Source organism: Roseivirga pacifica (genome assembly GCF_900111145.1).
GTDB classification, from domain to species: domain Bacteria; phylum Bacteroidota; class Bacteroidia; order Cytophagales; family Cyclobacteriaceae; genus Roseivirga; species Roseivirga pacifica.
In genome coordinates this window covers 75,712-97,490 of record NZ_FOIR01000004.1, presented here as the reverse complement: position 1 = coordinate 97,490, position 21,779 = coordinate 75,712, and the positions used below count along the sequence as shown (strand labels likewise).

Annotated in this window: 21 protein-coding genes and 1 tRNA gene; 17 read left to right on the top strand and 5 right to left on the bottom strand. The window is 41.7% G+C overall.

What is annotated here, in order from left to right; all coding sequences use genetic code 11:
- Window positions 1–6: 6 nt before the first annotated feature.
- The 3 genes from BMW98_RS17535 (at window position 7) to BMW98_RS17525 (ending at window position 4,882) form a co-directional block, all read left to right on the top strand.
- Window positions 7–1,380, top strand: a complete 1,374-nt coding sequence (locus BMW98_RS17535) for a RagB/SusD family nutrient uptake outer membrane protein (RefSeq protein ID WP_090260319.1) — start codon at window positions 7–9, stop codon at window positions 1,378–1,380.
- A gap of 18 nt (window positions 1,381–1,398) precedes the next feature.
- Window positions 1,399–2,925, top strand: coding sequence for a BspA family leucine-rich repeat surface protein (locus BMW98_RS17530; RefSeq protein WP_090260317.1), 1,527 nt, complete (start codon window positions 1,399–1,401; stop codon window positions 2,923–2,925).
- Between the two features lie 76 nt (window positions 2,926–3,001).
- A complete protein-coding gene (locus BMW98_RS17525) occupies window positions 3,002–4,882 on the top strand; it encodes a PI-PLC domain-containing protein (RefSeq protein ID WP_121505210.1) in 1,881 nt (626 codons plus the stop codon).
- 197 nt (window positions 4,883–5,079) lie between these two features.
- On the opposite strand, the gene BMW98_RS17520 is transcribed toward BMW98_RS17525, so the two are convergent.
- From BMW98_RS17520 to BMW98_RS17500, 5 genes are all read right to left on the bottom strand, one after another.
- Complete coding sequence (locus tag BMW98_RS17520; RefSeq protein WP_090260313.1) at window positions 5,080–6,024, bottom strand: fasciclin domain-containing protein; 945 nt, start codon at window positions 6,022–6,024, stop codon at window positions 5,080–5,082.
- 198 nt (window positions 6,025–6,222) lie between these two features.
- Entirely contained in the window at window positions 6,223–6,642 is a 420-nt protein-coding gene (locus BMW98_RS17515; RefSeq protein WP_090260311.1) for a DUF1801 domain-containing protein, read from the bottom strand.
- A gap of 175 nt (window positions 6,643–6,817) precedes the next feature.
- On the bottom strand, window positions 6,818–7,375 hold the full coding sequence (gene ruvC / locus BMW98_RS17510; RefSeq protein WP_090260309.1) for a crossover junction endodeoxyribonuclease RuvC: 558 nt from the start codon (window positions 7,373–7,375) through the stop codon (window positions 6,818–6,820).
- A gap of 28 nt (window positions 7,376–7,403) precedes the next feature.
- The gene (locus tag BMW98_RS17505) at window positions 7,404–8,117 is read right to left on the bottom strand and encodes a CPBP family intramembrane glutamic endopeptidase (protein ID WP_222843679.1); all 714 of its coding nucleotides are present in this window, start codon (window positions 8,115–8,117) and stop codon (window positions 7,404–7,406) included.
- A gap of 23 nt (window positions 8,118–8,140) precedes the next feature.
- Complete coding sequence (locus tag BMW98_RS17500) at window positions 8,141–8,560, bottom strand: helix-turn-helix transcriptional regulator (protein ID WP_162844610.1); 420 nt, start codon at window positions 8,558–8,560, stop codon at window positions 8,141–8,143.
- Between the two features lie 106 nt (window positions 8,561–8,666).
- Here BMW98_RS17500 and BMW98_RS17495 point away from each other — a divergent pair, with 106 nt between their 5' ends.
- The 14 genes from BMW98_RS17495 to BMW98_RS17430 all read left to right on the top strand — a co-directional run bounded on the left by BMW98_RS17495 (window position 8,667) and on the right by BMW98_RS17430 (window position 21,776).
- Window positions 8,667–9,824, top strand: coding sequence for a glycosyltransferase (locus BMW98_RS17495; RefSeq protein ID WP_090260305.1), 1,158 nt, complete (start codon window positions 8,667–8,669; stop codon window positions 9,822–9,824).
- The gene (locus tag BMW98_RS17490; RefSeq protein WP_245733641.1) at window positions 9,803–10,093 is read left to right on the top strand and encodes a transporter; all 291 of its coding nucleotides are present in this window, start codon (window positions 9,803–9,805) and stop codon (window positions 10,091–10,093) included. Before BMW98_RS17495 ends, BMW98_RS17490 begins: the two co-directional genes overlap by 22 nt.
- Entirely contained in the window at window positions 10,093–11,331 is a 1,239-nt protein-coding gene (locus BMW98_RS17485) for a PP2C family protein-serine/threonine phosphatase (RefSeq protein WP_090260303.1), read from the top strand. The genes BMW98_RS17490 and BMW98_RS17485 overlap by 1 nt, the downstream gene beginning before the upstream one ends.
- Window positions 11,309–11,932: a polysaccharide deacetylase family protein gene (locus BMW98_RS17480; protein ID WP_090260301.1), complete on the top strand. Its 624-nt coding sequence runs from the start codon at window positions 11,309–11,311 to the stop codon at window positions 11,930–11,932. The genes BMW98_RS17485 and BMW98_RS17480 overlap by 23 nt, the downstream gene beginning before the upstream one ends.
- Window positions 11,929–13,011 carry a glycosyltransferase gene (locus tag BMW98_RS17475; RefSeq protein ID WP_090260299.1) on the top strand — a complete coding sequence of 361 codons (1,083 nt, stop codon included), beginning with the start codon at window positions 11,929–11,931 and terminating at the stop codon, window positions 13,009–13,011. The genes BMW98_RS17480 and BMW98_RS17475 overlap by 4 nt, the downstream gene beginning before the upstream one ends.
- A gap of 1 nt (window position 13,012) precedes the next feature.
- Window positions 13,013–13,780 carry a TatD family hydrolase gene (locus BMW98_RS17470; protein WP_090260297.1) on the top strand — a complete coding sequence of 256 codons (768 nt, stop codon included), beginning with the start codon at window positions 13,013–13,015 and terminating at the stop codon, window positions 13,778–13,780.
- Window positions 13,773–14,834: an asparaginase gene (locus BMW98_RS17465; protein WP_090260295.1), complete on the top strand. Its 1,062-nt coding sequence runs from the start codon at window positions 13,773–13,775 to the stop codon at window positions 14,832–14,834. Before BMW98_RS17470 ends, BMW98_RS17465 begins: the two co-directional genes overlap by 8 nt.
- A 92-nt stretch (window positions 14,835–14,926) precedes the next feature.
- Window positions 14,927–15,014 (top strand) — tRNA-Ser (locus BMW98_RS17460).
- 94 nt (window positions 15,015–15,108) lie between these two features.
- Entirely contained in the window at window positions 15,109–15,912 is an 804-nt protein-coding gene (locus BMW98_RS17455) for a MotA/TolQ/ExbB proton channel family protein (protein WP_090260293.1), read from the top strand.
- A gap of 26 nt (window positions 15,913–15,938) precedes the next feature.
- A complete protein-coding gene (locus tag BMW98_RS17450) occupies window positions 15,939–16,298 on the top strand; it encodes a hypothetical protein (RefSeq protein ID WP_090260291.1) in 360 nt (119 codons plus the stop codon).
- A gap of 4 nt (window positions 16,299–16,302) precedes the next feature.
- Window positions 16,303–16,965 (top strand): ExbD/TolR family protein, encoded by a 663-nt coding sequence (locus BMW98_RS17445; protein ID WP_090260289.1) that lies wholly within the window; start codon window positions 16,303–16,305, stop codon window positions 16,963–16,965.
- A 2-nt stretch (window positions 16,966–16,967) separates the two neighbouring features.
- On the top strand, window positions 16,968–17,429 hold the full coding sequence (locus BMW98_RS17440) for an ExbD/TolR family protein (protein ID WP_090260287.1): 462 nt from the start codon (window positions 16,968–16,970) through the stop codon (window positions 17,427–17,429).
- Window positions 17,430–17,496: 67 nt separating this feature from the next.
- Complete coding sequence (locus BMW98_RS17435; protein ID WP_090260286.1) at window positions 17,497–18,783, top strand: MFS transporter; 1,287 nt, start codon at window positions 17,497–17,499, stop codon at window positions 18,781–18,783.
- A gap of 140 nt (window positions 18,784–18,923) precedes the next feature.
- Window positions 18,924–21,776: a DUF4961 domain-containing protein gene (locus tag BMW98_RS17430; RefSeq protein ID WP_090260284.1), complete on the top strand. Its 2,853-nt coding sequence runs from the start codon at window positions 18,924–18,926 to the stop codon at window positions 21,774–21,776.
- The last annotated feature ends 3 nt before the right edge of the window (window positions 21,777–21,779 follow it).

Genomic DNA, 21,779 nt, shown 5'->3' with positions numbered 1-21,779 from the left:
GAAATCATGTTAAAAAGACTATTCGCATTTACAATGGCGGTATGCTTATGCCTATCGTGCCACGATGATTTAGATCAATTTCCTGAAACAGGGATACTAACCGAAAACTACTATAACTCTCAAGAAAGTGTAGAATCAACTGTTACGGCTAGTTATAATAACCTTCAGGGGCTGTATAGCTACTATATGATTCTTTGGGGAGAAGTGACTTCGGATAATGCTTATGTTCAGGCTCCAAACTCAAATGGTGGAGTTAGCTCTTTAGAAGATTTTACATGGAGTACCACTACTGGGTTTGTTAACAGTATCTGGAATAGTTCCTATGACGGAATTTTCCACACTAACATGGTCTTAGAGGTAATTGATGAGGTTCAGTTTAGTAGTTCGGAAGTAAAGAATGTTAGAAGAGGCGAGGTGCTGTTTATTAGAAGCTTCTTGTACGATAACCTAACTACCATTTATGGTGATGTGCCTTTATTGACAAAAGTGACCGATCCATCGTATGCTTTTGATGATACAAGAACTCCTAAGGCTGAAGTTTACGATCAGATTGAAGCGGATTTATTGGAGGCGATAGACTTATTGCCTGTAACATATGCTGCTGGTAGAGCAGATAAACAGGCCGCAAGAGCTATTCTCGCTAAAAACTATATGAAGCGAGGTATGTTTGCTCAGGCAGTACAGCAATTACAGCAGATTGTCGGTACTGGCAAATATTCGCTAGTAGACATAGGCGACCTTTACGGGGTAGAAAATGAAGGTAATGCTGAAGATGTATTTAGTATTCAGTATGCTTCGGAATTGGATGGGAACAGTGAAGGAAGTGCTTATTACTACAATTTCACGCAACCAGATAATCAGGGAGGTAGAGGGGCAATGGCTATGGAGCCTGCCTTCTATAATTTGTTCGATGCTGCTGATAAAAGAAGAGACCTAATCAATGTTTCGGACAATGCCTACTATGCTAATAAATGGACACCTTCTCCCAACAACAATACTGGCGATGGTGGTGATAACCATTATGTGGTAAGGTATGCCGATGTGCTATTAATGCTTGCTGAAGCATTGAACGAAACAGGCGGTTCTGCCGAGGCTTTAACCCACTTGAACGCGGTTAGAACTAGAGCAGGTTTGTCAGGAATTACCTCTACCAATCAAGCTGTTTTAAGAGATGCCATTGCGCTAGAAAGAAGATTCGAGCTTTTTGGTGAAGGCCACCGATGGGCAGACCTATTGCGTAGCGGTAATGCCGTTAGCATTATGAACAACTTCTTTGCTAGTGAGGGGAAAAACATTGTAGTGCAAGACTTTAGGGTTTTGGCTCCTATTCCTCAGTCTCAGGTAGATATTACTGCCATGCAGCAAAATCCAGGCTATTAATCTCTATAACCGAAACTCATGAAAAACTTAAATAGAATATATCAATTCATTTTGTTTACCGTGGCCTTGGCGTTTTTTGGCTGCGATGTAGATAGTACTGATTTCGATATTGATGATCGCGATGTATACATCGAGTCGATATTGATTGAAGCTAAGAATAATAGCTTTTTAGAAGCAGATATTGAAGCGGCAGTAGTTAACCCTTCAAGATTAATCACGGCTTCCTTACCGCCAGAGGCAGAAGGTCAACAAGTGGTATTAACCATCAATTTGCCAAGTGGTATAGAGAGTACTCCAGCTTCGGGCGAAAGTGTAGCTGCTGGTGAGTCTACTCTTTTGGCCTATGGTTTTGGCCTAGAAGAAGAGTTCAATATTCAGTTGAACGTGCTAGCTCCATTTCAATCGGATAAAGAGTTTGTTTCTGTTTGGAGGGTAGATGCTGGGGGAGAGATAACTCTGCCACTTGAAGAAGATGGCGAGTACAACTTCAAAGTGTTTTGGGGAGATGGTGAAGAAGATATCGTAGCTGGCTACGATCTGTCTTCTGCCTCTCATACTTACGCTGAGGCTGGAGATTACCAAGTAGTTATTTGGGGAGATATCAACGGTTTTAATTTTGATGCTACTAACACAAGCAGAGATAATATCATTGATATTACAGACTGGGGTCAGTTAAAGTTAGGTAACAATGGAGGTTACTTTAGAGGCTGTTCTAATTTACAGATTTCCGCCACCAACGCCCCTGACTTGAGCGAGACGACTAACTTCCGAACAATGTTTAGAGAAGCTAGCTCTTTCAATAGTAACATTAATCATTGGGATGTTAGCGGAGTAACTAGCATGTGGGACATGTTCTATAAGGCAACAAACTTTGATCAGCCTTTGGACAATTGGGATGTTAGCAATGTGGAGACTTTCGAGACTATGTTTAATGAGTCTGCCTTTAATCAGAATATATCTTCTTGGGATGTAAGCAGTGCTACAACCATGAAAAACATGTTCAGAAACTCACCTTTCAACCAACCAATTGGTAATTGGAATGTGGCTAATGTTACTTCTTTCCAATCTACTTTCAGAGATAACAAAGTATTTGACCAAGACCTTTCAGGATGGGGAGATAAACTAGGTAATGTGGTTACCATGAGAGAGATGTTCCGTGGCTCTAGCTACAATGGTGACCTTAGTGCTTGGGACATGTCTAAAGTGGAAAGTATGTGGGACATGTTCAAAGATGCGGAGTTTAACAATGCATCTATAGCTAATTGGGATCTGAGTAGCATGGATAATATGGAAACCATGTTTGGTGGTAAGAACTGTAAGTTTAACCAAGACATTAGCTCGTGGGATGTAAGCAATGTGGTTAACATGCAGAACTTGTTCAAGGAGAATCAGGTGTTTAACCAAGACCTTTCTGGTTGGGATGTAAGCAATGTGAAGTGTAACCTAGACTTCGATACGGATTCACCTAACTGGGACGATGCTCACAAACCTCAATTCTCGGTTAGTAAATTCGATAATAACGCTTTCTGTAGCAGACCAAATTAGATTAGTTGTTTTTAGAGAAGAGGGCTTTTTTACCCTCTTCTCTTTTTTGCTTCCATTTTTTATGAAAAGTCTAACCATGAAAATCCTTTTAGTATTTCACTTGCTCTCTTGTTTGTTAGGAGCGTCTTCTTGCGAGTCTGAGGAGGTAAATCCAGACGCTGAGCCAGATCCGACAACTCCTGTAGAAACAAGAGACTCAACCAACGCCATCTATCGACAATTCTTTTTTACCGGGACTCATAACTCATATTCTGGTAACCAAAATGGAATGAAAAGGGAAGGGATTAAAACTCAGTTGGCCAAAGGGCTTCGGTTTTTTGAATTCGATATGTTCTCTTTTTATACCGAAGAATTACTTTCTACGGAAACCACATCAAATCTTAAGCACCTAACACTAGAGCACAGTGAGAAAGCATACCTCTTTTCGCTAGATGAAACCAATGGCCTAGCAAGTATAGAAGACATAGCAACTGGTCAGCAGGTTTATGAGAATGCTAGTGCCCTGTGGGCTGCAGGTGAAGCGGAGGTTACGTCTTACAATTTTCAGGGCAGAACTTATTTGGTAGTTTATTATAGTCAGTCGGGAGAGTTGATAGCTTATGACTTTTCTGGCAACGGTTTAAATCTGGTAAAACAGCAGCGTTTAACACCTTCAGATGCTGAATTAAAATTGTTCTCCTTTCAAAATCAGCTCTACATATCTCTTCACAATCAAGATAATCAAACCGTTTCCGTGTATCCATTCAGTATTCAGGGAGCAGAGCCGCTAATAGGAAATCGAAAGCTCATTATCGATGGAGTAAGTGCAGATATGACAGTTACTCCTTTCGTACAAAATGAGCAGCTGCATCTATTTAAGCACAACCAGAAGTATGTTTCGAGTTTTAGTATTACCTCGATTGAAACATCTACTTCTACTTGGTCACAAAAAGGCGAAGTAAGCGGTAATTCTTCTAAGCTTGTGGGTAAAGTAAATGCTATTTATTCTGGTGAAAAGCTGTTTTTGAATACGTATTTAGCCAGCGGGCAAATGAATAGCTTTCAGCTTATTCTAGATAATGGGAAGCCCAATGTTGTGGAGGAATATAATGGGGAGATAGACTTTTTAGCTGGAGCTAATGTTGAGCTTTTTGCTGCTAACAATGGCTTCTACGCACAGTTAAAACAGTCGAACAAAATGCAACTAGCAAAATTGAACATTGGAGATTTAGTTCTTGGTCACGATGCACCAGGAGATGAGGTAGACCTTACCGTAGATAACCCAAATTCAATTTTACTGAAAGATTGGATCAGCTATATAGCCAATTGGAGCGATGAAAATCCTAATCATGAGCCGCTCTTCATTATGACAGAACTGAAAGAGTATGAACATTGGATGGCCGATGCCAAATGGCAGAATATTATAAAGTTAATGCAAGAACAGTTTGGTGAGAAGTTGAGGTATCATAGTTCAAGCGGTTTTTACAATGAAGAGCTAGTGGAGGCAAGTAAGATAGTAGATGGTAAGACTTTGTATTATATGGATGAGAACGGATCGAAAGAAGGTGGACTACTAGGGAAAGTGATCCTATACATTCAGCCGAATAACAATATCACTAAAAGTGATCATACCAATGATTTTGAGCCTTTTAATACTACGGACGGCATCTTACAGTCCAACTTTATTCAACTTAAGAATTATAGGGTGAATAATAAGCTGGTTTCACCAGATTGGAGAAAGCCAGGTAACTATGGGAATGATGTCGGAAGGTTTATTGATGCTAAAGATGACAGCTATATCAGCAGAATCTTTCACATGCAAAGTTCAGATGGCAACAGCCAGTATGCTAACATTAGATGTACAGATGTAATGTTTGCTGTAAGTGATCGGCCTTTCGACTCTGGCCCTTATGCTAATTACGTGAAGGAACAAAAAGCAAAGAACTCAATGAAGCCTTTGGTGGGCTGTAGTAAATAATTTTCACCTAGTTGGGCAGACACATGACATCGCAACATTTAAAGAGTAATTAGATTAGGTTTAGGTTAGTAATTCTTTAGCGATGTTGTGTGCGCTGTTCATTTATAACTACACTTTGTATTTAGTTAATTGACTCAACTAAAACAAAAACAGGGCTATTTCTTGTAGCCCTGTTTCCTATTTTAATAACGCTTGATTTATTGGTTTTGGAGTAACACCTTATTAACAACGTGTACTACACCGTTTATTCCTTGCACATCAGTGAGGACTATGGTAACAGTGGCACCTGAGGCATCCATGATTTGCGGCATGTCTCCATCAAGGTCAATAGAGAAAGTACCTTGATTGATGGCTGTTACACTCATTTCATCAGAGAGCATTGAAGATTGCACATTGCCACTTACGACATGGTAGGTAAGCACATTCGCTAATTCTGAAGCACTTAGCTCGGCAGTTACCTCTGCAATTGCTTCGAAAGCAGCGTTTGTAGGGGCAAATACCGTAAATGGACCATCGCCTTGTAGTGTGCTAACCAAGTCTCCTTCGGCAGCTTGCAACGCACCAACTAATTCGCTAAAGTTTGAGTTTTGTAGGGCGATATCTACCACATCTACATCAGCACTAATTACATTGTCTATAACGTGAATCACACCATTGCTTGCCTCTAGGTTTGGAGTGGTTACGGTGGCATTGTTGTTAACAACTACGTTGTCCCCAGCATTGATGTAAAGCGAGAGTTTAGTCTCGTTTGGTCCAGATGCATTTTCAGAGCTTACATAATTGTCTCCTGCCTGAAGGTCGGTCGATAGAATTTTACCAGAAACTACATGGTTCAATAGAATCGGTCTTAGGTCTGCTGCGCTTAGGTTGTCGAGGCTTGTGATTCCAGCTTTTTCAAAAGCATCGTTGGTAGGTGCAAAAACAGTAAACGATCCGTTGCTGTCCAAAAGGCCTGCTAAGTCTGCTTTTACCAAGGCCGACACCAAAATGCTGAAGTCATCGTTGGCAGAAGCAATTTCAGTAATGGTCTGAGGTTCTGGCATTGGGTCAGGTGAGTCATCATCATTGTCGCATGCCGAAATAGTAACAAATAGTGCTAGTAGTAGGCACAGTAATTTGCTGTTTGTTTTTAAAGTGTTCATAATCACGGGGTTTTAGTTTTATAATTTGCTCCCGTAACAGAATGTCTAATAGTATGTTTTAAGTTTTTCTATAAAAATTATCGTGTACATTATTGGGTTTTTCAAGTACTAAAAAATGTCGTTCATTCAGTTTGATTGAATGAATGTTTTACCCAAGGTTAAACAAAACATCATGATGCAAGGTGATTTGGCAGAATACTAATTGCCCAACAGAGGTAAATGTTTGAGTTTGTGGTACTGCAGCGCGAGGCTAATGCAATGCTTCACTTCCTTATCGGGTAAGGTGCCATTTAGCGGAAAGACAATGGCACGATTACCTTCGAATTCAAATTGTTCAGGGTAAAGAAAACGAAACGTAGGTACTAGTTGCGAGGTGCACTGAAAGTACATGGCATACTGATCAGGGTTTTTGGCCTTCCAGTCCATGCGCAGTGTGCTGCCATGTTTGGTTACGTATGCAGGCTCACCCCATTTAAGGGTTTCCTCTAGCTTTTCTAATCCCTCGATGTCTTCAGCAACTTCCAGTACCAGTGCTCTAAGGTGTAGCATTTGCGCTTGCACCTCTTTCGGGTAATTATCAAAAACTTGCTTGGCTTGTGGCGTTGTAGAGAGTTGCATTGGTTGTTAACGTTACGAGTTTAAAGACGGCTTTATTTACTTTTGGTTTTCCTTTCTTTCTCTTCGATTTGGCGTGCTTTGGTTAAAGCTGTCGCTACTAAGCCTGTCCTATTATTTAGGTTAAAGAAGGTGAATGTTTTTTGGAGACTTACCAGTCTACTAATTTACCAATTCCCTATTTAACCCTGCCTGGATTTTCGCTGATAAAATTCTTCCAACTGGCTGATTTACTTTGGGCTTGTCCGTTTTGAAAATGATGGCAAAGGGCTACGGCCAGTGCATCGGTGGCATCAAGCATTTTTGGGAGCTCTTTTATTTTTAGCAGTGTTTGTAGCATGGCCGCCACTTGTTCTTTAGAGGCATTACCATTGCCTGTTACAGATTGCTTTACCTTTTTTGGGGCGTATTCGGTAATAGGAATGTCGCGGGCTAAGGCTGCAGACATGGCTACACCCTGCGCTCGGCCAAGCTTAAGCATTGACTGTACGTTTTTGCCAAAGAACGGGGCTTCTAAAGCAACTTCATCAGGGTTGAATTCTTCCAATATGGAGGTTACTCGTTCAAAGATCTTTTTCAGTTTTAGTTCGTGACCTACGTACTTTTTCAGGTGAATTACCCCAAACTGAAGTAGCTGAATCTGCTTCCCTTTGATTAAAACCACGCCATAGCCCATTACGCTAGTGCCGGGGTCAATTCCTAAAATGATCTTTTCTGTTGGAGGAGTTTTCGCCATGCGTTGGCAATATAATGAAAAGGTGAGCTCAATGCTGTAGCAGATTGGTTTCTGGTGCCAGCTTTCTTTTAAGCATAAACTTTACACAGAACAGTGTGAGTAAAGAAGGGCCTAGGCCAGGAAAAAAAGCGATTAATAACTCTATCCAGTCATTGTAAACAGCAACATCTGTTATACTATAGAGCAGCTCTCCATAGGGTTGATTAGGAAGGTAGAAGGTCAGGAAGAAATTGGAGCCTAAATGAAAGCCCAAGGGCATCATGAGCGATCCTGTTTTGAAATACGTGTACGCCCATACATACCCTGAAAGCCCTGTTATAACCAAAACATAGACCATGGCGACTATACCACTACCAAATAGATCGTATGAAAACCAGTGGTAAACACCGAAAATGATGGCTGACAGCCAAAGCGCCTTTTTGTCGCCAATACGTTGAATAAGAATGTATAGAGCAGCTCCTCTATAGATCAATTCTTCGGTTAAAGCTGATTTTAGATGGTACCAAAAGGCTTTTGCTGCCAGAATCAATTGAAAGTTAGGGTTCAATGTCCATTCAAAGGCCCTGAGTTGGGACTCAATAAAGGTAAATAGGAACCTGATTAAGATGATGAGGACAAAGCCAATTACAAGTTGGACCATGCCCTTTTTCAGTGGCCAAAAACCGAGCACTGAAAGGCTTTGCTTTTGAATAAAGTGAAGCAGCAGCCAAGAAATGGCTAGTATAACAATAATGCCTATCATGTTTTAAGGGTTTAATAAGTGGATTACTTGTTGCGCCAGATAAACAGTAATGTGCTGCTTAAGAATACTAAAACCCCTGCGTAGTAAATAATAAGCTCGAATTGGGTTTCGGGAAAAGTGCTAGACTGAGCCAAATAGGCGGTAGAAAGTAAAAAGAACACAACCGTTAATGTTGCTGTCATAATCCATTTTCTAACCAGTTTTTCCTTTTTTGGCAGAGAGGTGCTAGCGCTGTTTGTCTCTAGACTTTCCATGGTGAAGCCAAGATTCTTGGCCAGTTCATTCAAGGTGTATTGCCTTGGATACACTTCTCCATTTTCAATCCGTTGAATAGACCGCAAGCTTACTTTGCACATGTCGGCCAGTTGTTGCTGGGTGTAATTCAAGCCCACGCGCTTTTCTTTTACCAGAGCAGCTATCATTTTTTGTTTTTCTGTTTGCATGGTAAAAGTAGTTCCTCGACTTGTGGTTAGCAGTTTTTGCCTTACGACATTCATGCGTCATTTGAATGTCAGAGCCATTGATTTTGAAGCAATCTAATTCATTACAATGTATAAGTATAGATTCTTTGATATTTTTGGATTCACTCAAAAGGTCTTTGTGCTCACCGCAACGCTATTGATACTTCTTCTTGTTTATACTGCTTACCTCATCTTTTTGGTCTGGTTAAACATTCGGTGGAGGCTGATTAAACCACAGAATTTTCAGTGCCATGAGCAACTAACAGTGGTGGTTCCTTTCCGGAATGAGCAAGAAAACCTTGCCGATCTAGTGGCTGCTTTATCGCGCCAAACCGCCAGTAATTTTGAAGTGATTTTTGTAAACGATAACAGTACTGATAACAGCTTGAAGGTGTTGGAAAATGCGCTGTTAACTGTTTCATTTCCGTTTAAGATTTTGAATTTAACAACAGCTACGGGTAAAAAGGCGGCTTTAGCCTTTGGTATTGAAAGAGCCCAGGGTGAAATAATACTCACTACCGATGCAGATTGCCTTGCGAAGCCCGATTGGATAAGCATTATGCGCGCTTCTTTTACTGCTGAAACGCAATTGGTTTCTGGGCCTGTTGTGCTTTCAGGAACTTCGGTCTTTCAGCAACTTCAGCAGATAGAGTTTTTGTCTTTAATAGGCACTGGCGCTGCCATGATCGCCATGGGCAAGCCAACAATGGCCAACGGAGCGAACTTGGCATTTAGAAAGTCGGCATATGTAAAAGTAGGCGGCTATAAGGGTAGCGAAGCCACACCTAGTGGTGATGATGAATTCTTGCTCCACAAAATTCACAAGGCGTACCCAAATGGGGTAAGATTTAATAAGTCTGAAAAAGCCGTGGTAACTACCGCTGCGGTAAGCGATTGGGAAACGTTTAAAAACCAACGCAAGCGCTGGGCAAGTAAGTGGCGGCTTGGTGCTCGCTGGTCTACCATGCTTACGGCTATTTTGGTGGGGCTTACCCAGATTGCGCAGCTTGCAATTTACCTATCATTGGTTTTTGCGTGGTTGCCTTTACAGCTTTCAGTAGGAGCCTTAGCGCTTAAGGTACTGATCGAATTTGCCTTCCTTCAGCGAATTTCACAGGATTTAACAGGGAAGGGGCTATCGCTCTGGCGATTTATGATTTCCTTTATATTCTATCCTTTTTATGCACTTTATTTTGCTTTGGTGGCTAACTTTGGCAACTACCAATGGAAGGGCAGAACGTTTTAGAAATGGACAATGATATGAGTGATAAGGAGTTTGATGTAATGGATGAACTCTACTTTGTTCAGTCTTTTGATTATCTTATTTCTGAACTTGAAATTGAGGAGAGCGAAATGGCAAAAGTGCTTGCTCAACTGGTTAGCAAAGGTTGGGTAAAGTGCTTGAAGGAAATGGATGAAGAGGTGCCTGAAGCCGAGTTAGATTTAGCACATAATTATGCTAATTATTTTTACCTAGCCACCAAAAAGGGATTGCTGGCCCATAACGGACGTTGATGACAGATTTGACACTACAAAAGAAGCTTGATCAGAAAGAACTGGAGGTAAATGCACTGCTAGAGATTACCCAAGCAGTGAATAATAACCTTCCGGAAGAGAGTCTGTATAAGATTTTCGAGTTCACGCTTCGTGCCAATTTGCAGCTCGATAAGATGGTGCTTTATGTGCTGGAAGAAGAGTGGGAATGTAAGGTACAGTTCGGAACATCAAGAGATTTCCGTGAGGTAGAAATAGGCGAGGGCTGTCTTTCTATTACCACCGCCAAGTTGGTGAAGGAGGTTGACTTGGAAGTTCCCTGCTTCTCAGAGTTCGATATAATAATACCCGTCAAGCATAAAGAGCGCCTGTTGGCTTTTGTTTTTGCCAAGGTAAAAGAAGACGAAAGTGTGGTGGATACCACCTTTATTCAGGCCCTGAGCAATATTATTCTGGTAGCGATTGAAAATAAGCGTTTGGCCAGAAAGCAGTTGGAACAACAGGCCATCCAGCGCGATATTGAAATTGCCAGCAACGTTCAGAATTACCTTTTTCCGAAATCGCTGCCCAAAACGGAGCAGCTAGAGATTGAGGCTTTTTACAGACCGTGTAAAACCGTTGGCGGTGATTATTACGACTTTATTCCGCTAGAAAAAGAAGGCCAGTTTGTGGTTTGTATTGCCGATGTAAGTGGAAAGGGAATTCCTGCGGCTATTCTTATGTCGAATTTTCAGGCGGTACTGAGAACGCTGAGCAGAACGGCAAAAACGCCTGTTCAGGTGATTGAAGATTTGAATTATCAGCTTTTTCAGAATGCCAATGGGGAAAACTTTATCACTTTCTTTCTAGCGGTTTACGATTTCAATACCAAGGAATTGCGCTATATCAATGCTGGTCACAACCCGCCTATGCTAATGAATGGCGAGGCAAAAATTACTAGGCTAACAGAAGGAACCACCGTGCTTGGCGCATTTGAGCCATTGCCGTTTTTAAACATGGGCAGTGTGCAAAATCTAGATGAGTTCTCTCTCTTCTTGTTCACCGATGGTTTGGTGGAAACCTTTAATGATGAAGACGAGGAGTTTGGGGCTGAAAGACTGGAGCAGTTTTTGGAAAGCAAGTACGGAGAGCCGCTAAACAATATGCACGGTGAGTTGATAGAAACACTGAATACCTTCCGCGGCAAACAATCCTACTCTGATGATTTGACTTTCTTATCTTGCAAAGTCAATAACAATGGTTCCGTACAAAACTCCTGAGCTTTTTAAACGCATTTGGCCCAAGCTGCATTGGCAAGTAGCGAGTGCCGAAAAGCAGATTTTTCTCACCTTTGACGATGGGCCAATACCGGAACTCACTCCTTGGGTTTTAGATGAATTGGCGAAGTATAACGCCAAGGCTACATTTTTCTGTGTAGGAGAAAACGCAAATCGAAACCCAGCGATTTTCAAGCGAATATTAAATGAAGATCATGCCGTGGGTAACCATACGCATAACCATTTAAATGGAAGGCGTGTGCCGAATGACCAATATTTCGAAAACATAGAGGAGTGCGATTTAGCGCTCGAGCGTTGTGGAGGAAAGACGAACCTCTTTCGTCCGCCATATGGTCGTTTTAGGCAAAGCCAGCTAAGAAGGCTCAGCGACCGAAAGGTGGTTATGTGGTCGGTGCTTACGAAAGACTACGTAATGTCGCTCGAACCAGAACAAATTCTGAAGCAGATTATTCCAATTACCAAGTCAGGCAGTATTATCGTTTTTCATGATAATGTAAAAGCCGAAAAGAATTTAAAGGCCGTTTTGCCGGCTTACCTCTCTCATTTCAGCAAGGTGGGTTATCAATTTTCAGCACTTTCATGATGGTACTCTTGATACTATATGGGGCATTAGCAGTGTTCGAGCTGTTTTTGATGTTTCGATTTCAGTGGAAGCAAAAGCAAGTGCATCCGCCAGTGAAGGATAAGCCGGTAAGTATTTTGGTGTGTGCTAGAAATGAGGCGCACAACCTGGCCGATTGCCTCAATGCACTGATTGCCTCTGATTACGATTTTTCCAAGGTAGAATTATTGATTGGTGATGATAATTCTGAAGATGATACGCGGGCAATTGCAGCGCGTTTTTCTTCGAAACATAGCTTTATAAAAGTGTATGATATTCAACATGAAAAGGATGGATTAATAGCCAAAGGAAACGTGCTAGCCCAGTTAGTTGATTATTCAACCCACGAAATAGTGTTGATAATTGATGCTGATATGATTGTGTCGCGGCATTGGCTTAAAACTATGGTTGGTGCGCTTTCGGCAGATACACAAATGCTAAGCGGTTATACGCAAATACTTAGGCAAAAGGGTTTGCTGGTATCGCTGCAATACTTCGATTGGCAGGTGGTTTTACATAGCATGAAGGCCATGGCAGACCTGATCAGGCCTATATCGATCTTAGGGAATAATATGGGCTTTCAGCGCAGTGCTTACAATGCAGTGGGCGGTTGGCGTGGCCTAGGCCCTACTGACGTGGAGGACTTGGGGCTTCTACAGCTTTTTCAGGCAAAGGGCTTTAAAACGAGTCAGCTAATTAGTGCCGAAGGTTTTGCTCAAACCAAGCCACAACTTACCTTAAAAGAGTCAATAGAACAGCGCTGTCGCTGGATGAACGGTGTTTTTACCCATCATTTTATTTTGGCATTGCCAGCATTTTTTGCCCGGCTTTGGTTGTTGGTTTTTGCTGTAGTCTTGTGCTTTAGTTGGCAGGTTGCCTTGGTTGTTCTGGCTTATGGCACGTGCTCTAACATCATTAAGTTTTTGCAAATTTCACGCAGGGCGAATGGTAACACTAAATTCCCACTGTTAGTCCCTTGGCTTACAAGTCTTTTAGATACTTTTGCACTGATTCGCCTAGCGGTGAAAGGAAAGGTAAGTTGGAAAGGAAGAAAGCACTGATATGATAGATACGCATGCTCATATTTATGCCGATCAGTTTAAGGATGATAGCAAGGATATGCTCGAAAGAGCACGAGAGCAAGGTATAGAAAGAATTTACATGCCCAATATTGATCACACCAGTATTGATGGCATGCTGCAGTTGGAAGAGGATAATCCCGGTTTTTGTTTCGCCACCATGGGCTTACACCCTTGTTCGGTAAAGAAAGACTTTGAGAAAGAGCTGTACATAGTAGAAGAGTGGCTGGGTAAACGAAAGTTTGCGGCCATAGGCGAGATGGGGACAGACCTTTATTGGGATAAATCATTGATCGACCAGCAGATAGAGGCGTTTAAGATACAGTCGGAGTGGGCTAAGCAGTACATGTTGCCCATCATTATTCACTGCCGCGAGTCAATCGATATGACGATTGACTTGGTGGAGGAGCTCAAAACAGATGATTTGACAGGCGTTTTTCATTGCTTTGTGGGCAGTGTAGCGCAGGCCGAAAGAATTAAAGCGCTCGGTTTTCATGTCGGGTTAGGAGGGGTGAGTACCTTTAAAAATGGAGGGATGGATAAGGTGATTCCTGAGTTGGACATGGATTATGTAGTGTTGGAAACCGATAGCCCTTATTTGGCTCCAGTGCCGCATAGGGGTAAGCGCAACGAGCCAGCCTATGTTAATTTGGTAGCCCAAAGAGTGGGGGATTTACTGCAAATGCCAATCGAAGAAGTGGACAGCATTACAACCAAGAACGCCTTAAAACTTTTTAAAGCCAATGATTAAAACCAAGGATATAAAAGAGTTTAACTGGGTAGAAAAGCCAAAGGCCAATATCTTAATAATCTATACCGGAGGAACGTTAGGGATGGATTATGATGAAAATGGTGCACTTGCTCCATGTGGCTTTGAACAGGTGTTCTCCCGTGTTCCTGTTTTAAAAGAACTGAACGTCAATCTGTCGGTAATTTCTTTTGAAGAGCCAATTGATTCAAGCAACGTGGCGATTAATCATTGGCAAAAAATGGCCGAGATTATTTATAACCACTACGATAAGTTTGATGGCTTCATTGTTTTGCACGGTACCGATACCATGGCGTATTCGGCATCGGCAGTAAGTTATATGCTCAATGGCCTTAACAAACCTGTGATATTTACCGGGGCTCAATTGCCTATAGCCTCGCCACGTTCCGATGGTCACGATAACTTTATTACATCGGTAGAGATAGCGGCCGACAAAAAAGATGGCAAGCCGATAATCACTGAAGTGTGTATTTTCTTTAACCACGTACTACTCAGGGGTAACCGTTCAAAGAAAGTTGAGAGCCAACAGTTCGATGCTTTTGAATCGGAGAATTACCCAATACTTGCAGAGGCCGGAATTTCAATAGATTACCGTTGGAGTTACCTAAAACCTTATAATGATGAAGTGCTGGAATTATACACTGGCATGGAACAGAACGTTGCTATACTAAAACTTTTTCCGAGTTTGAGTAACCGCTGGGTCGAAAGATTTTTGGCAGACGAAAACCTTAAGGGAGTAGTTTTAGAGAGCTATGGTGCTGGAAATGTGCCGAATAGCGAATCTTTTATAGCGCTTTTAAAGCAAGCTGTGGCCACTGGTAAAATAATTTTGAATATCTCGCAGTGCAATGGAGGCAACGTGGTTCATGGTAAATATGAAACAAGTTCGGCCTTAGATAAAGCTGGTGTAATGAGCGGATCGGATATGACAAGCGAAGCTGCCATTACAAAAATGATGTTTGCCTTTGAAAGGTACACAGCCACCGCTGACATAAAAAAGTGCCTTATTACGCCCATACGAGGCGAAATGACTTAGTTACTGGAACTCTTACAAAAAACAAATATCGGCTTGCATAGTGCGATATTTATTAATTTATTTGTCACCCTGCGAGAAGCGTAGAGTTACCGAGAGAGGTGTCCGAGTGGTTGAAGGAGCACGCCTGGAAAGTGTGTATACCCCTAAAGGGTATCGAGGGTTCGAATCCCTTCCTCTCTGCTTACAACTAAATCTTTAAGTGTAAATTTCTTTGTAACAATATTTATTAATAATTTAGAAACCGTTTTAACCTTTTATTAATCAAAACTAGACTATGAAAAAGTTATTCTCTTTACTAATGATCCTAGGTGTAATGGCCATGGGATTTAATGCTGTAGCGCAAGATGATACTACAGATGCCGGAGCAGACACAACACAAGTTGTAGAAGACACATATCCAGAAGAGCCAGATTACTCTGATGACATGGGTGCTGATGAAGCTGAGTCTTTTGATCAAGTAATCAAATCTAAGTTCATCGAAGGTGACCCAACCTTTATGTCACCAGTATTAATCTGTTTGATCCTTGGTTTAGCAATCGCTATCGAAAGAATCATCAGCTTGAACTTGGCTACTACTAATACTTCGAAACTTTTGAGCAAAGTAGAAGATGCTCTTGAGTCAGGAGGCGTTGAAGCTGCAAAAGAAGTAACTAGAAATACAAGAGGACCAGTTGCGTCTATCTTTACTCAAGGACTTATGAGAATGTCTGAGGGAATCGAAATGGTTGAGAAATCAGTTATCGCTTACGGTTCAGTAGAAATGGGTCGTTTGGAAAGAGGATTGGTTTGGATTTCACTTTTCATCTCTTTGGCTCCAATGCTTGGTTTCATGGGTACTGTAATCGGTATGATCGGTGCATTCGACTCTATCCAGGCTGCTGGTGATATTTCTCCTTCTTTGGTTGCAGGTGGTATTAAAGTGGCACTTTTGACAACTGTTGCTGGTCTAATCGTAGCGATTATCCTTCAGTTGTTCTACAACTACTGTGTATCTAAAATCGATTCTATTGTAAACTCAATGGAAGACGCTTCTATCTCACTAGTAGATCTTTTGGTGAAGCACAACCTATCTAAATAATTTTTCCACTTTAAACAACGTAAGTTATGAGCGAACAGTGGATTGACATAGGCTTATATGCCGCATATGCACTCATAATAGTAGCTGCTGCTGCGGCTATTATCATGAACTTGATTAACTCGTTGAATAACCCTAAATCTCTTATCAAAAGTGCTGCAGGTGTTATTCTACTGGTGGTGATCTTTTTCATCGGATACTCGATGGCTCCTGCCGAACTAGATTCTTTGGCTACTACAGCTTTCGAAGCAAACAAAATGGACCCAACTGCTGATGGCACTATTCAGGTTTACAGACTTGTAGGTGGTGCTATGACTACAACACTAGTGTTGCTAGTACTAGCAGTAGTGGGATTGATTTATTCTTCAGTTGCAAGAATTATAAAATAAGATTATGGCAAGAAGTAAAGACAAAGGAAGCCAAGAAGTGAATGCCGGCTCAATGGCCGATATCGCATTCCTACTTCTTATCTTCTTCCTAGTGACTACTCAAATTGCCACCAACAAGGGTCTTACATTGCTGTTGCCTCCTAAACAAGAGGACGATGAGCCAATTGAGATTAAGCAACAACAGAGAAATATCTTTAAAATTCAGGTAAACTCTGCAGACAAACTGTTGGTGGAAGACGAGCCACTAGATGATATCTCTCAGATTAGAGAAATGGTATACGACTTCGTACTGAACTTTGGTGATCCAAGCAGTAACAAAAAAGGAAGCGATAAAGTAAGTGATATTGACGTTTACAATTCACTACCAGCTTCTATGAAGTCATACATCTCTCGTAGTTTGAGTGACAGCGAATCTTCAGACGGTCCAAGCTCAGCGATTGTATCGCTAAAAGCTGACCGTGGTAGTAGCTACGAAATCTTTATTCAGATTCTTGATGAACTTAATGCCGCTTACAATAGAATATATGGTGAGCGCGTAGGTCTTTCAGATGAAGAATTTAGAAAGCTTAACAGGAACGACCCACGTCAAAAGAAACTTTATGACGATGCAAGAATGGGTATTCCTAAGGCGATTTCAATTGCAGAACCAACTAAAAGCGGAAGTTAATTATGTCAAAGTTTAAGAAAAAGACTTCATCAAGTCAGGATATTCCAACGGCAGCACTTCCGGATATTATCTTTATGCTTTTGTTCTTCTTTATGGTAACTACCGTATTGAGAGAAACAGAACTTAAGGTAGAACAAAGAATCCCTAGAGCGGAGCAGTTGGTAAAGCTTGAAAAGAAAAAGCTTGTGTCTTACCTCTACGTTGGTAAGCCCAAAGATCCAACTTTCGGTACAGAGCCTTTAATTCAGGCTAACGATGTATTCATCGGTATCGATGGTGTGGTGAAATGGGTGAACGAAGAGAAAGCTAAGCTTAGCGAAGTTGAGCGTGACCAGATCACGATCTCAATGAAGGTTGACAATGAAACCAAAATGGGTATCATTGTAGATATACAGACAGAATTGAGAGAAGCTAATGCTCGTAAGATCATGTATGCTACTCCTCAAAAAACTGACGAGGATTAAGAAATAACTTTTCTATTATATAAAAGAGACCTTGTAGGTCTCTTTTTTTTTGCCTTATCTTCCGATTATGGAGTTGAACAACAAGCGCATTACCAATGCATGGTGCATGTACGACTGGGCCAATTCAGTGTACTCACTTACCATTACTACAGCGGTTTTTCCGATTTATTATGAAGTGGTAACAACTAAAGAGGACGGCTCTACTTTAGTTGATTTTTTCGGGATGCAGTTTCCCAATACGGTGCTTTACAGTTACGCGCTTTCCTTCTCATTTTTGTTCACAGCACTAATTTTACCTTTGCTAACAGGTATTGCCGATTACTCTGGCAAGAAGCGACTGTTTCTAAAAATGTTTGTTTACCTGGGTGCTTTAGCTTGTGGTGCCATGTACTTTTTCGATGGAGATAATGTGACCTTCGGGATTATGATGGCCATAGTGGCCAGTGTAGGGTACTCTGGTAGCTTGGTTTTTTACGATGCATACCTGCCTGAAATAGCCACGCCCGATCGGTTCGATAAGTTGAGCGCAAAGGGCTATTCCTTAGGGTATATAGGTAGCGTTATTTTGTTGATTTTGAACTTAGCTATGATAACCATGCCGCAAACCTTTGGTATGGAAGAAGGAAGCTCTCTGCCCTCTAGGATATCATTTGTTACCGTAGCGCTGTGGTGGATTGGGTTTTCGCAGATTCCGTTTACTCGTTTGCCAAAGAACCCCTTTAAACGCAAGGCAGATGGTAGTTGGTTGAAGAAAGGATATGAAGAGCTTAGAGGTGTGTATGGACAGATAAAGCAGATGCCGAATGTGCAGCGTTTTGTGTTGGCTTTTTTCTTCTACAATGCGGGTGTTCAGGCGGTAATGTATTTGGCTACACTGTTCGGCTCAAAGGAGCTGAAAATGGAGACTGAGGCTCTCATCGGAATAGTGTTAATCATTCAGTTGGTGGCCATTGGTGGTGCATATTTGTTTGCTCAAATCTCTCAAAAGAAGGGTAATGTCTATTCGCTTGTTAGCATGATTTTTATTTGGATAGCCATTTGTCTTTTGGCGTTTTTCGTATCCGAACAATATCAATTCTTTGCCCTAGCGGTTATTGTAGGTTTGGTAATGGGGGGAGTACAGTCACTATCGAGGGCTACCTACTCAAAGTTAATTCCTGTCGATACAAAAGACCATGCATCCTTTTTTAGCTTTTATGACGTAACTTTTAATGTGTCCATTGTTGCCGGAACAATTGCATATGGTAGTATCGAATGGCTCACAGGTTCAATGCGTTATAGCGCGCTTGGGTTGAGTGTGTTTTTCATTATTGGTATGCTATTGCTTAGAAATGTGGTGGTGCCTAAAGTCTAAAGTAAACAAACGTTTGCATAGCAGATAGCAGGTTGGTTATTCCTTGTTGCTGACAATATTTCAGTAATATTGAATGAGGCGTTGTTCATATTTGACTCATTAGTTATTGTGAAAGTGCTTTGAACCAAACCCGTACACCTATGAAAACTCTTTTTACGGCCTTACTAGTATTATGTCTTTCGTTTGCGGCAACTGCGCAAATTGTGAAGATTGAACCTGCCAATGCTACAGCAGATGACGAGATAAAATTGGTGTTTGATGCCACGCAAGGCGATGCCGGTTTGGTGGGGGCAGCTAGTGTATATATGCACGGTGGGGTGATTACAGAAAGCCCAACGGCTACAGGTTGGGACGATAGATACGTTGTGGGTAATTGGGGTGCTGATGATGGTGTTGGCAAAATGACCAAAGTATCGGGTGAAACCGATAAGTGGGAAATAACACTTACGCCATCAGCACGAGAGTATTATGGTGTACCGGCAGGAACAAACGTATTTCGACTGGCCATGGTGTTTCGAAATGCCGATGGGTCTGCCAAAGGTGCTGGTACGCCAGGTACAATAGATGGCGGAAGCGTAAGCGCCAATGGAGATATCTTTATCGATTTGAATATCTCTAACTACATTACGATTAACGCTCCAACTAGCGAGTTGCTGTTTATTGAACAAGGAGGAAGTGTAACATTCGCAGCAGAAACGACCGATGAGGTAAGTGCTATGAGTATGTCGCTTGATCTCGGAAATGGTTTTCAAGAAGTTGCTAATGTCAATAGTGGAACCTCCATTTCTTATGATTTTTATCCGCAAGAGGCTGTTCAAGGACAGCTGAAAGTTAATGCCACTGTAGCCGGAGAAGCTTTGGAAGTAATTCAAAACTTTAATATTCAGTTAAGAGGTTCGGCTGTTGTTGCTGAGTTACCAACTGGGCTCAAAAAGGGAATCAATTACCATGAAGATCTATCGATGGTGACCTTGGTGCTTGAGGCGCCAAATAAGGAGTTTGCCTACGTTGTTGGGGATATGAACGACTGGCAAGTGAATGAAAATTACTTAATGAACCAAACCCCTGACGGAGAGCTGTTCTGGTTGACACTGGATGGACTAACGGAAAATCAGGAGTACGTTTTTCAATATTGGGTAGATGGAACGATAAAGGTGGGAGACCCCTATGCTGATAAAGTGGCTGATCCGTGGAATGACCAATACATTGAGTCTTCTGTGCATAATGCGGTGCCAGAATACAGTTTTACAGACTATGCTATCGCCACTACTTTTCAAACAGGCCAAACCCCATTTGAGTGGGATGCTTCAGAGGCTAGTTGGGAACGCCCTGCCAAAGAGGATTTGGTGATTTACGAACTACTCGTTCGAGATTTTATTGGAACACACGATTATGACGACTTGATTGACACGCTTGGTTACATCAAAAGCCTAGGGGTAAATGCAATTGAGTTAATGCCGATTATGGAGTTTGAAGGCAATGAGTCTTGGGGCTACAATCCTATGTATTTTTTCGCTCCAGATAAATATTACGGCACTAAGGATGATTTGAAGAACTTTATTCAGGCTTGCCACCAAGAAGGAATTGCTGTTATTCTAGATATGGTACTCAACCATGCCTTTGGTTTAAACCCAATGGTGCGCATGTATTGGGACGATGCAGCTGGTAAGCCTTCGGCCGACAGTCCTTGGTTCAATCAAGACCCAACGCACCCGTATAATGTTGGTTACGACTTTAATCACGAGAGTACCTATACCCAAGCTTTTGTAGATTCTGTGAATGCTTATTGGTTACAAGAGTATCATTTTGATGGTTATCGTTTCGATCTATCTAAAGGCTTTACCCAAACCAATAACCCGAATAATGTTGGAGCTTGGGGTAATTATGACCAGTCGAGGGTTGATATTCTTACAAGAATGGCCGATAAGCTTTGGGAAGTAGATTCTGAGGCTTACGTGATATTAGAGCACTTTGCTGACGCCAGTGAGGAAGCTGCATTGGCTGATGAGGGAATGTTGCTCTGGAGAAACTTGGTTTATGCCTATTATAAGGCACTGGGAGGCCAAAACAATGAGTCGTTTACTGGTGGTTTAGCCGAAACACATGTTACATACATGGAAAGCCATGATGAGCAGCGCCAGATCTTTGAGGTAATGCATGATGGCGCTTCTGAGGGTAGTTATAACACGCGATCATTAGATGTAGCATTAGATCGCCTAAAGATGAACGCTGCCTTTATTTACCTGTTGCCGGGTCCGAAAATGCTTTGGCAGTTCGGTGAGTTGGGCTATGATATAGACATTGATCAGAATGGACGAACTGGCAATAAACCGCTTCCATGGGGAACGGGTGGTTTGGACTACTATACTGATGAAGAAAGAGGAAAGTTGCTGCAAGCATTTAGAGCAATTATTAATCTGCGTACACAAAATCCTACATGGTTTCAGCGCGAGAATTATGCTGCTGACCTAACCGGTGATACAAGGAAGTTCAGAGTTGATAATAATGATACGGACATCGTGGTTTATGGAAACTTTGGCCTGTCAGAGGTAACCGAAAATGTTCCTTTTACACAAACAGGTGAGTGGTTCGATTATATCACTGGTGAATCTATTACGGTTGATAATACCTCGCATGAGGTGAATATGCTTCCTGGAGAATTCAGAATATACACTTCAACCAAGGTCTCAGAAGGCTTTGGAGACATTGTGAATGTATATAGTGGTGTTGTAACAAGTATTGAAGACGAGTTGCCGAATTTCACTTATTACCCAAATCCAACTACTGGTAAACTTTATTTTAAAGGAGAGGTACCGGGTAGGTTAAAGGCTGTGGAAATGGTAGATATGCAAGGGAATAGTGCCTTTAGCGTAGGCGTGGAGAATAATCAATTAGAAGCAATTGATGTTTCGGGAACCAAGCCGGGCTTATACCTGCTACACCTGATTACCGAAACAAAGAAATACACCTTAAAGGTTATGGTAAAGCACTAGCGA

Coding starts and splice junctions, on each gene's coding strand:
- BMW98_RS17535 (WP_090260319.1), top strand. CDS start 7: ATGTTAAAAAGACTATTCGCATTTACAATGGCGGTATGCTTATGCCTA.
- BMW98_RS17530 (WP_090260317.1), top strand. CDS start 1,399: ATGAAAAACTTAAATAGAATATATCAATTCATTTTGTTTACCGTGGCC.
- BMW98_RS17525 (WP_121505210.1), top strand. CDS start 3,002: ATGAAAATCCTTTTAGTATTTCACTTGCTCTCTTGTTTGTTAGGAGCG.
- BMW98_RS17520 (WP_090260313.1), bottom strand. CDS start 6,024: ATGAACACTTTAAAAACAAACAGCAAATTACTGTGCCTACTACTAGCA.
- BMW98_RS17515 (WP_090260311.1), bottom strand. CDS start 6,642: ATGCAACTCTCTACAACGCCACAAGCCAAGCAAGTTTTTGATAATTAC.
- ruvC (WP_090260309.1), bottom strand. CDS start 7,375: ATGGCGAAAACTCCTCCAACAGAAAAGATCATTTTAGGAATTGACCCC.
- BMW98_RS17505 (WP_222843679.1), bottom strand. CDS start 8,117: ATGATAGGCATTATTGTTATACTAGCCATTTCTTGGCTGCTGCTTCAC.
- BMW98_RS17500 (WP_162844610.1), bottom strand. CDS start 8,560: ATGCAAACAGAAAAACAAAAAATGATAGCTGCTCTGGTAAAAGAAAAG.
- BMW98_RS17495 (WP_090260305.1), top strand. CDS start 8,667: ATGTATAAGTATAGATTCTTTGATATTTTTGGATTCACTCAAAAGGTC.
- BMW98_RS17490 (WP_245733641.1), top strand. CDS start 9,803: ATGGAAGGGCAGAACGTTTTAGAAATGGACAATGATATGAGTGATAAG.
- BMW98_RS17485 (WP_090260303.1), top strand. CDS start 10,093: ATGACAGATTTGACACTACAAAAGAAGCTTGATCAGAAAGAACTGGAG.
- BMW98_RS17480 (WP_090260301.1), top strand. CDS start 11,309: ATGGTTCCGTACAAAACTCCTGAGCTTTTTAAACGCATTTGGCCCAAG.
- BMW98_RS17475 (WP_090260299.1), top strand. CDS start 11,929: ATGATGGTACTCTTGATACTATATGGGGCATTAGCAGTGTTCGAGCTG.
- BMW98_RS17470 (WP_090260297.1), top strand. CDS start 13,013: ATGATAGATACGCATGCTCATATTTATGCCGATCAGTTTAAGGATGAT.
- BMW98_RS17465 (WP_090260295.1), top strand. CDS start 13,773: ATGATTAAAACCAAGGATATAAAAGAGTTTAACTGGGTAGAAAAGCCA.
- BMW98_RS17455 (WP_090260293.1), top strand. CDS start 15,109: ATGAAAAAGTTATTCTCTTTACTAATGATCCTAGGTGTAATGGCCATG.
- BMW98_RS17450 (WP_090260291.1), top strand. CDS start 15,939: ATGAGCGAACAGTGGATTGACATAGGCTTATATGCCGCATATGCACTC.
- BMW98_RS17445 (WP_090260289.1), top strand. CDS start 16,303: ATGGCAAGAAGTAAAGACAAAGGAAGCCAAGAAGTGAATGCCGGCTCA.
- BMW98_RS17440 (WP_090260287.1), top strand. CDS start 16,968: ATGTCAAAGTTTAAGAAAAAGACTTCATCAAGTCAGGATATTCCAACG.
- BMW98_RS17435 (WP_090260286.1), top strand. CDS start 17,497: ATGGAGTTGAACAACAAGCGCATTACCAATGCATGGTGCATGTACGAC.
- BMW98_RS17430 (WP_090260284.1), top strand. CDS start 18,924: ATGAAAACTCTTTTTACGGCCTTACTAGTATTATGTCTTTCGTTTGCG.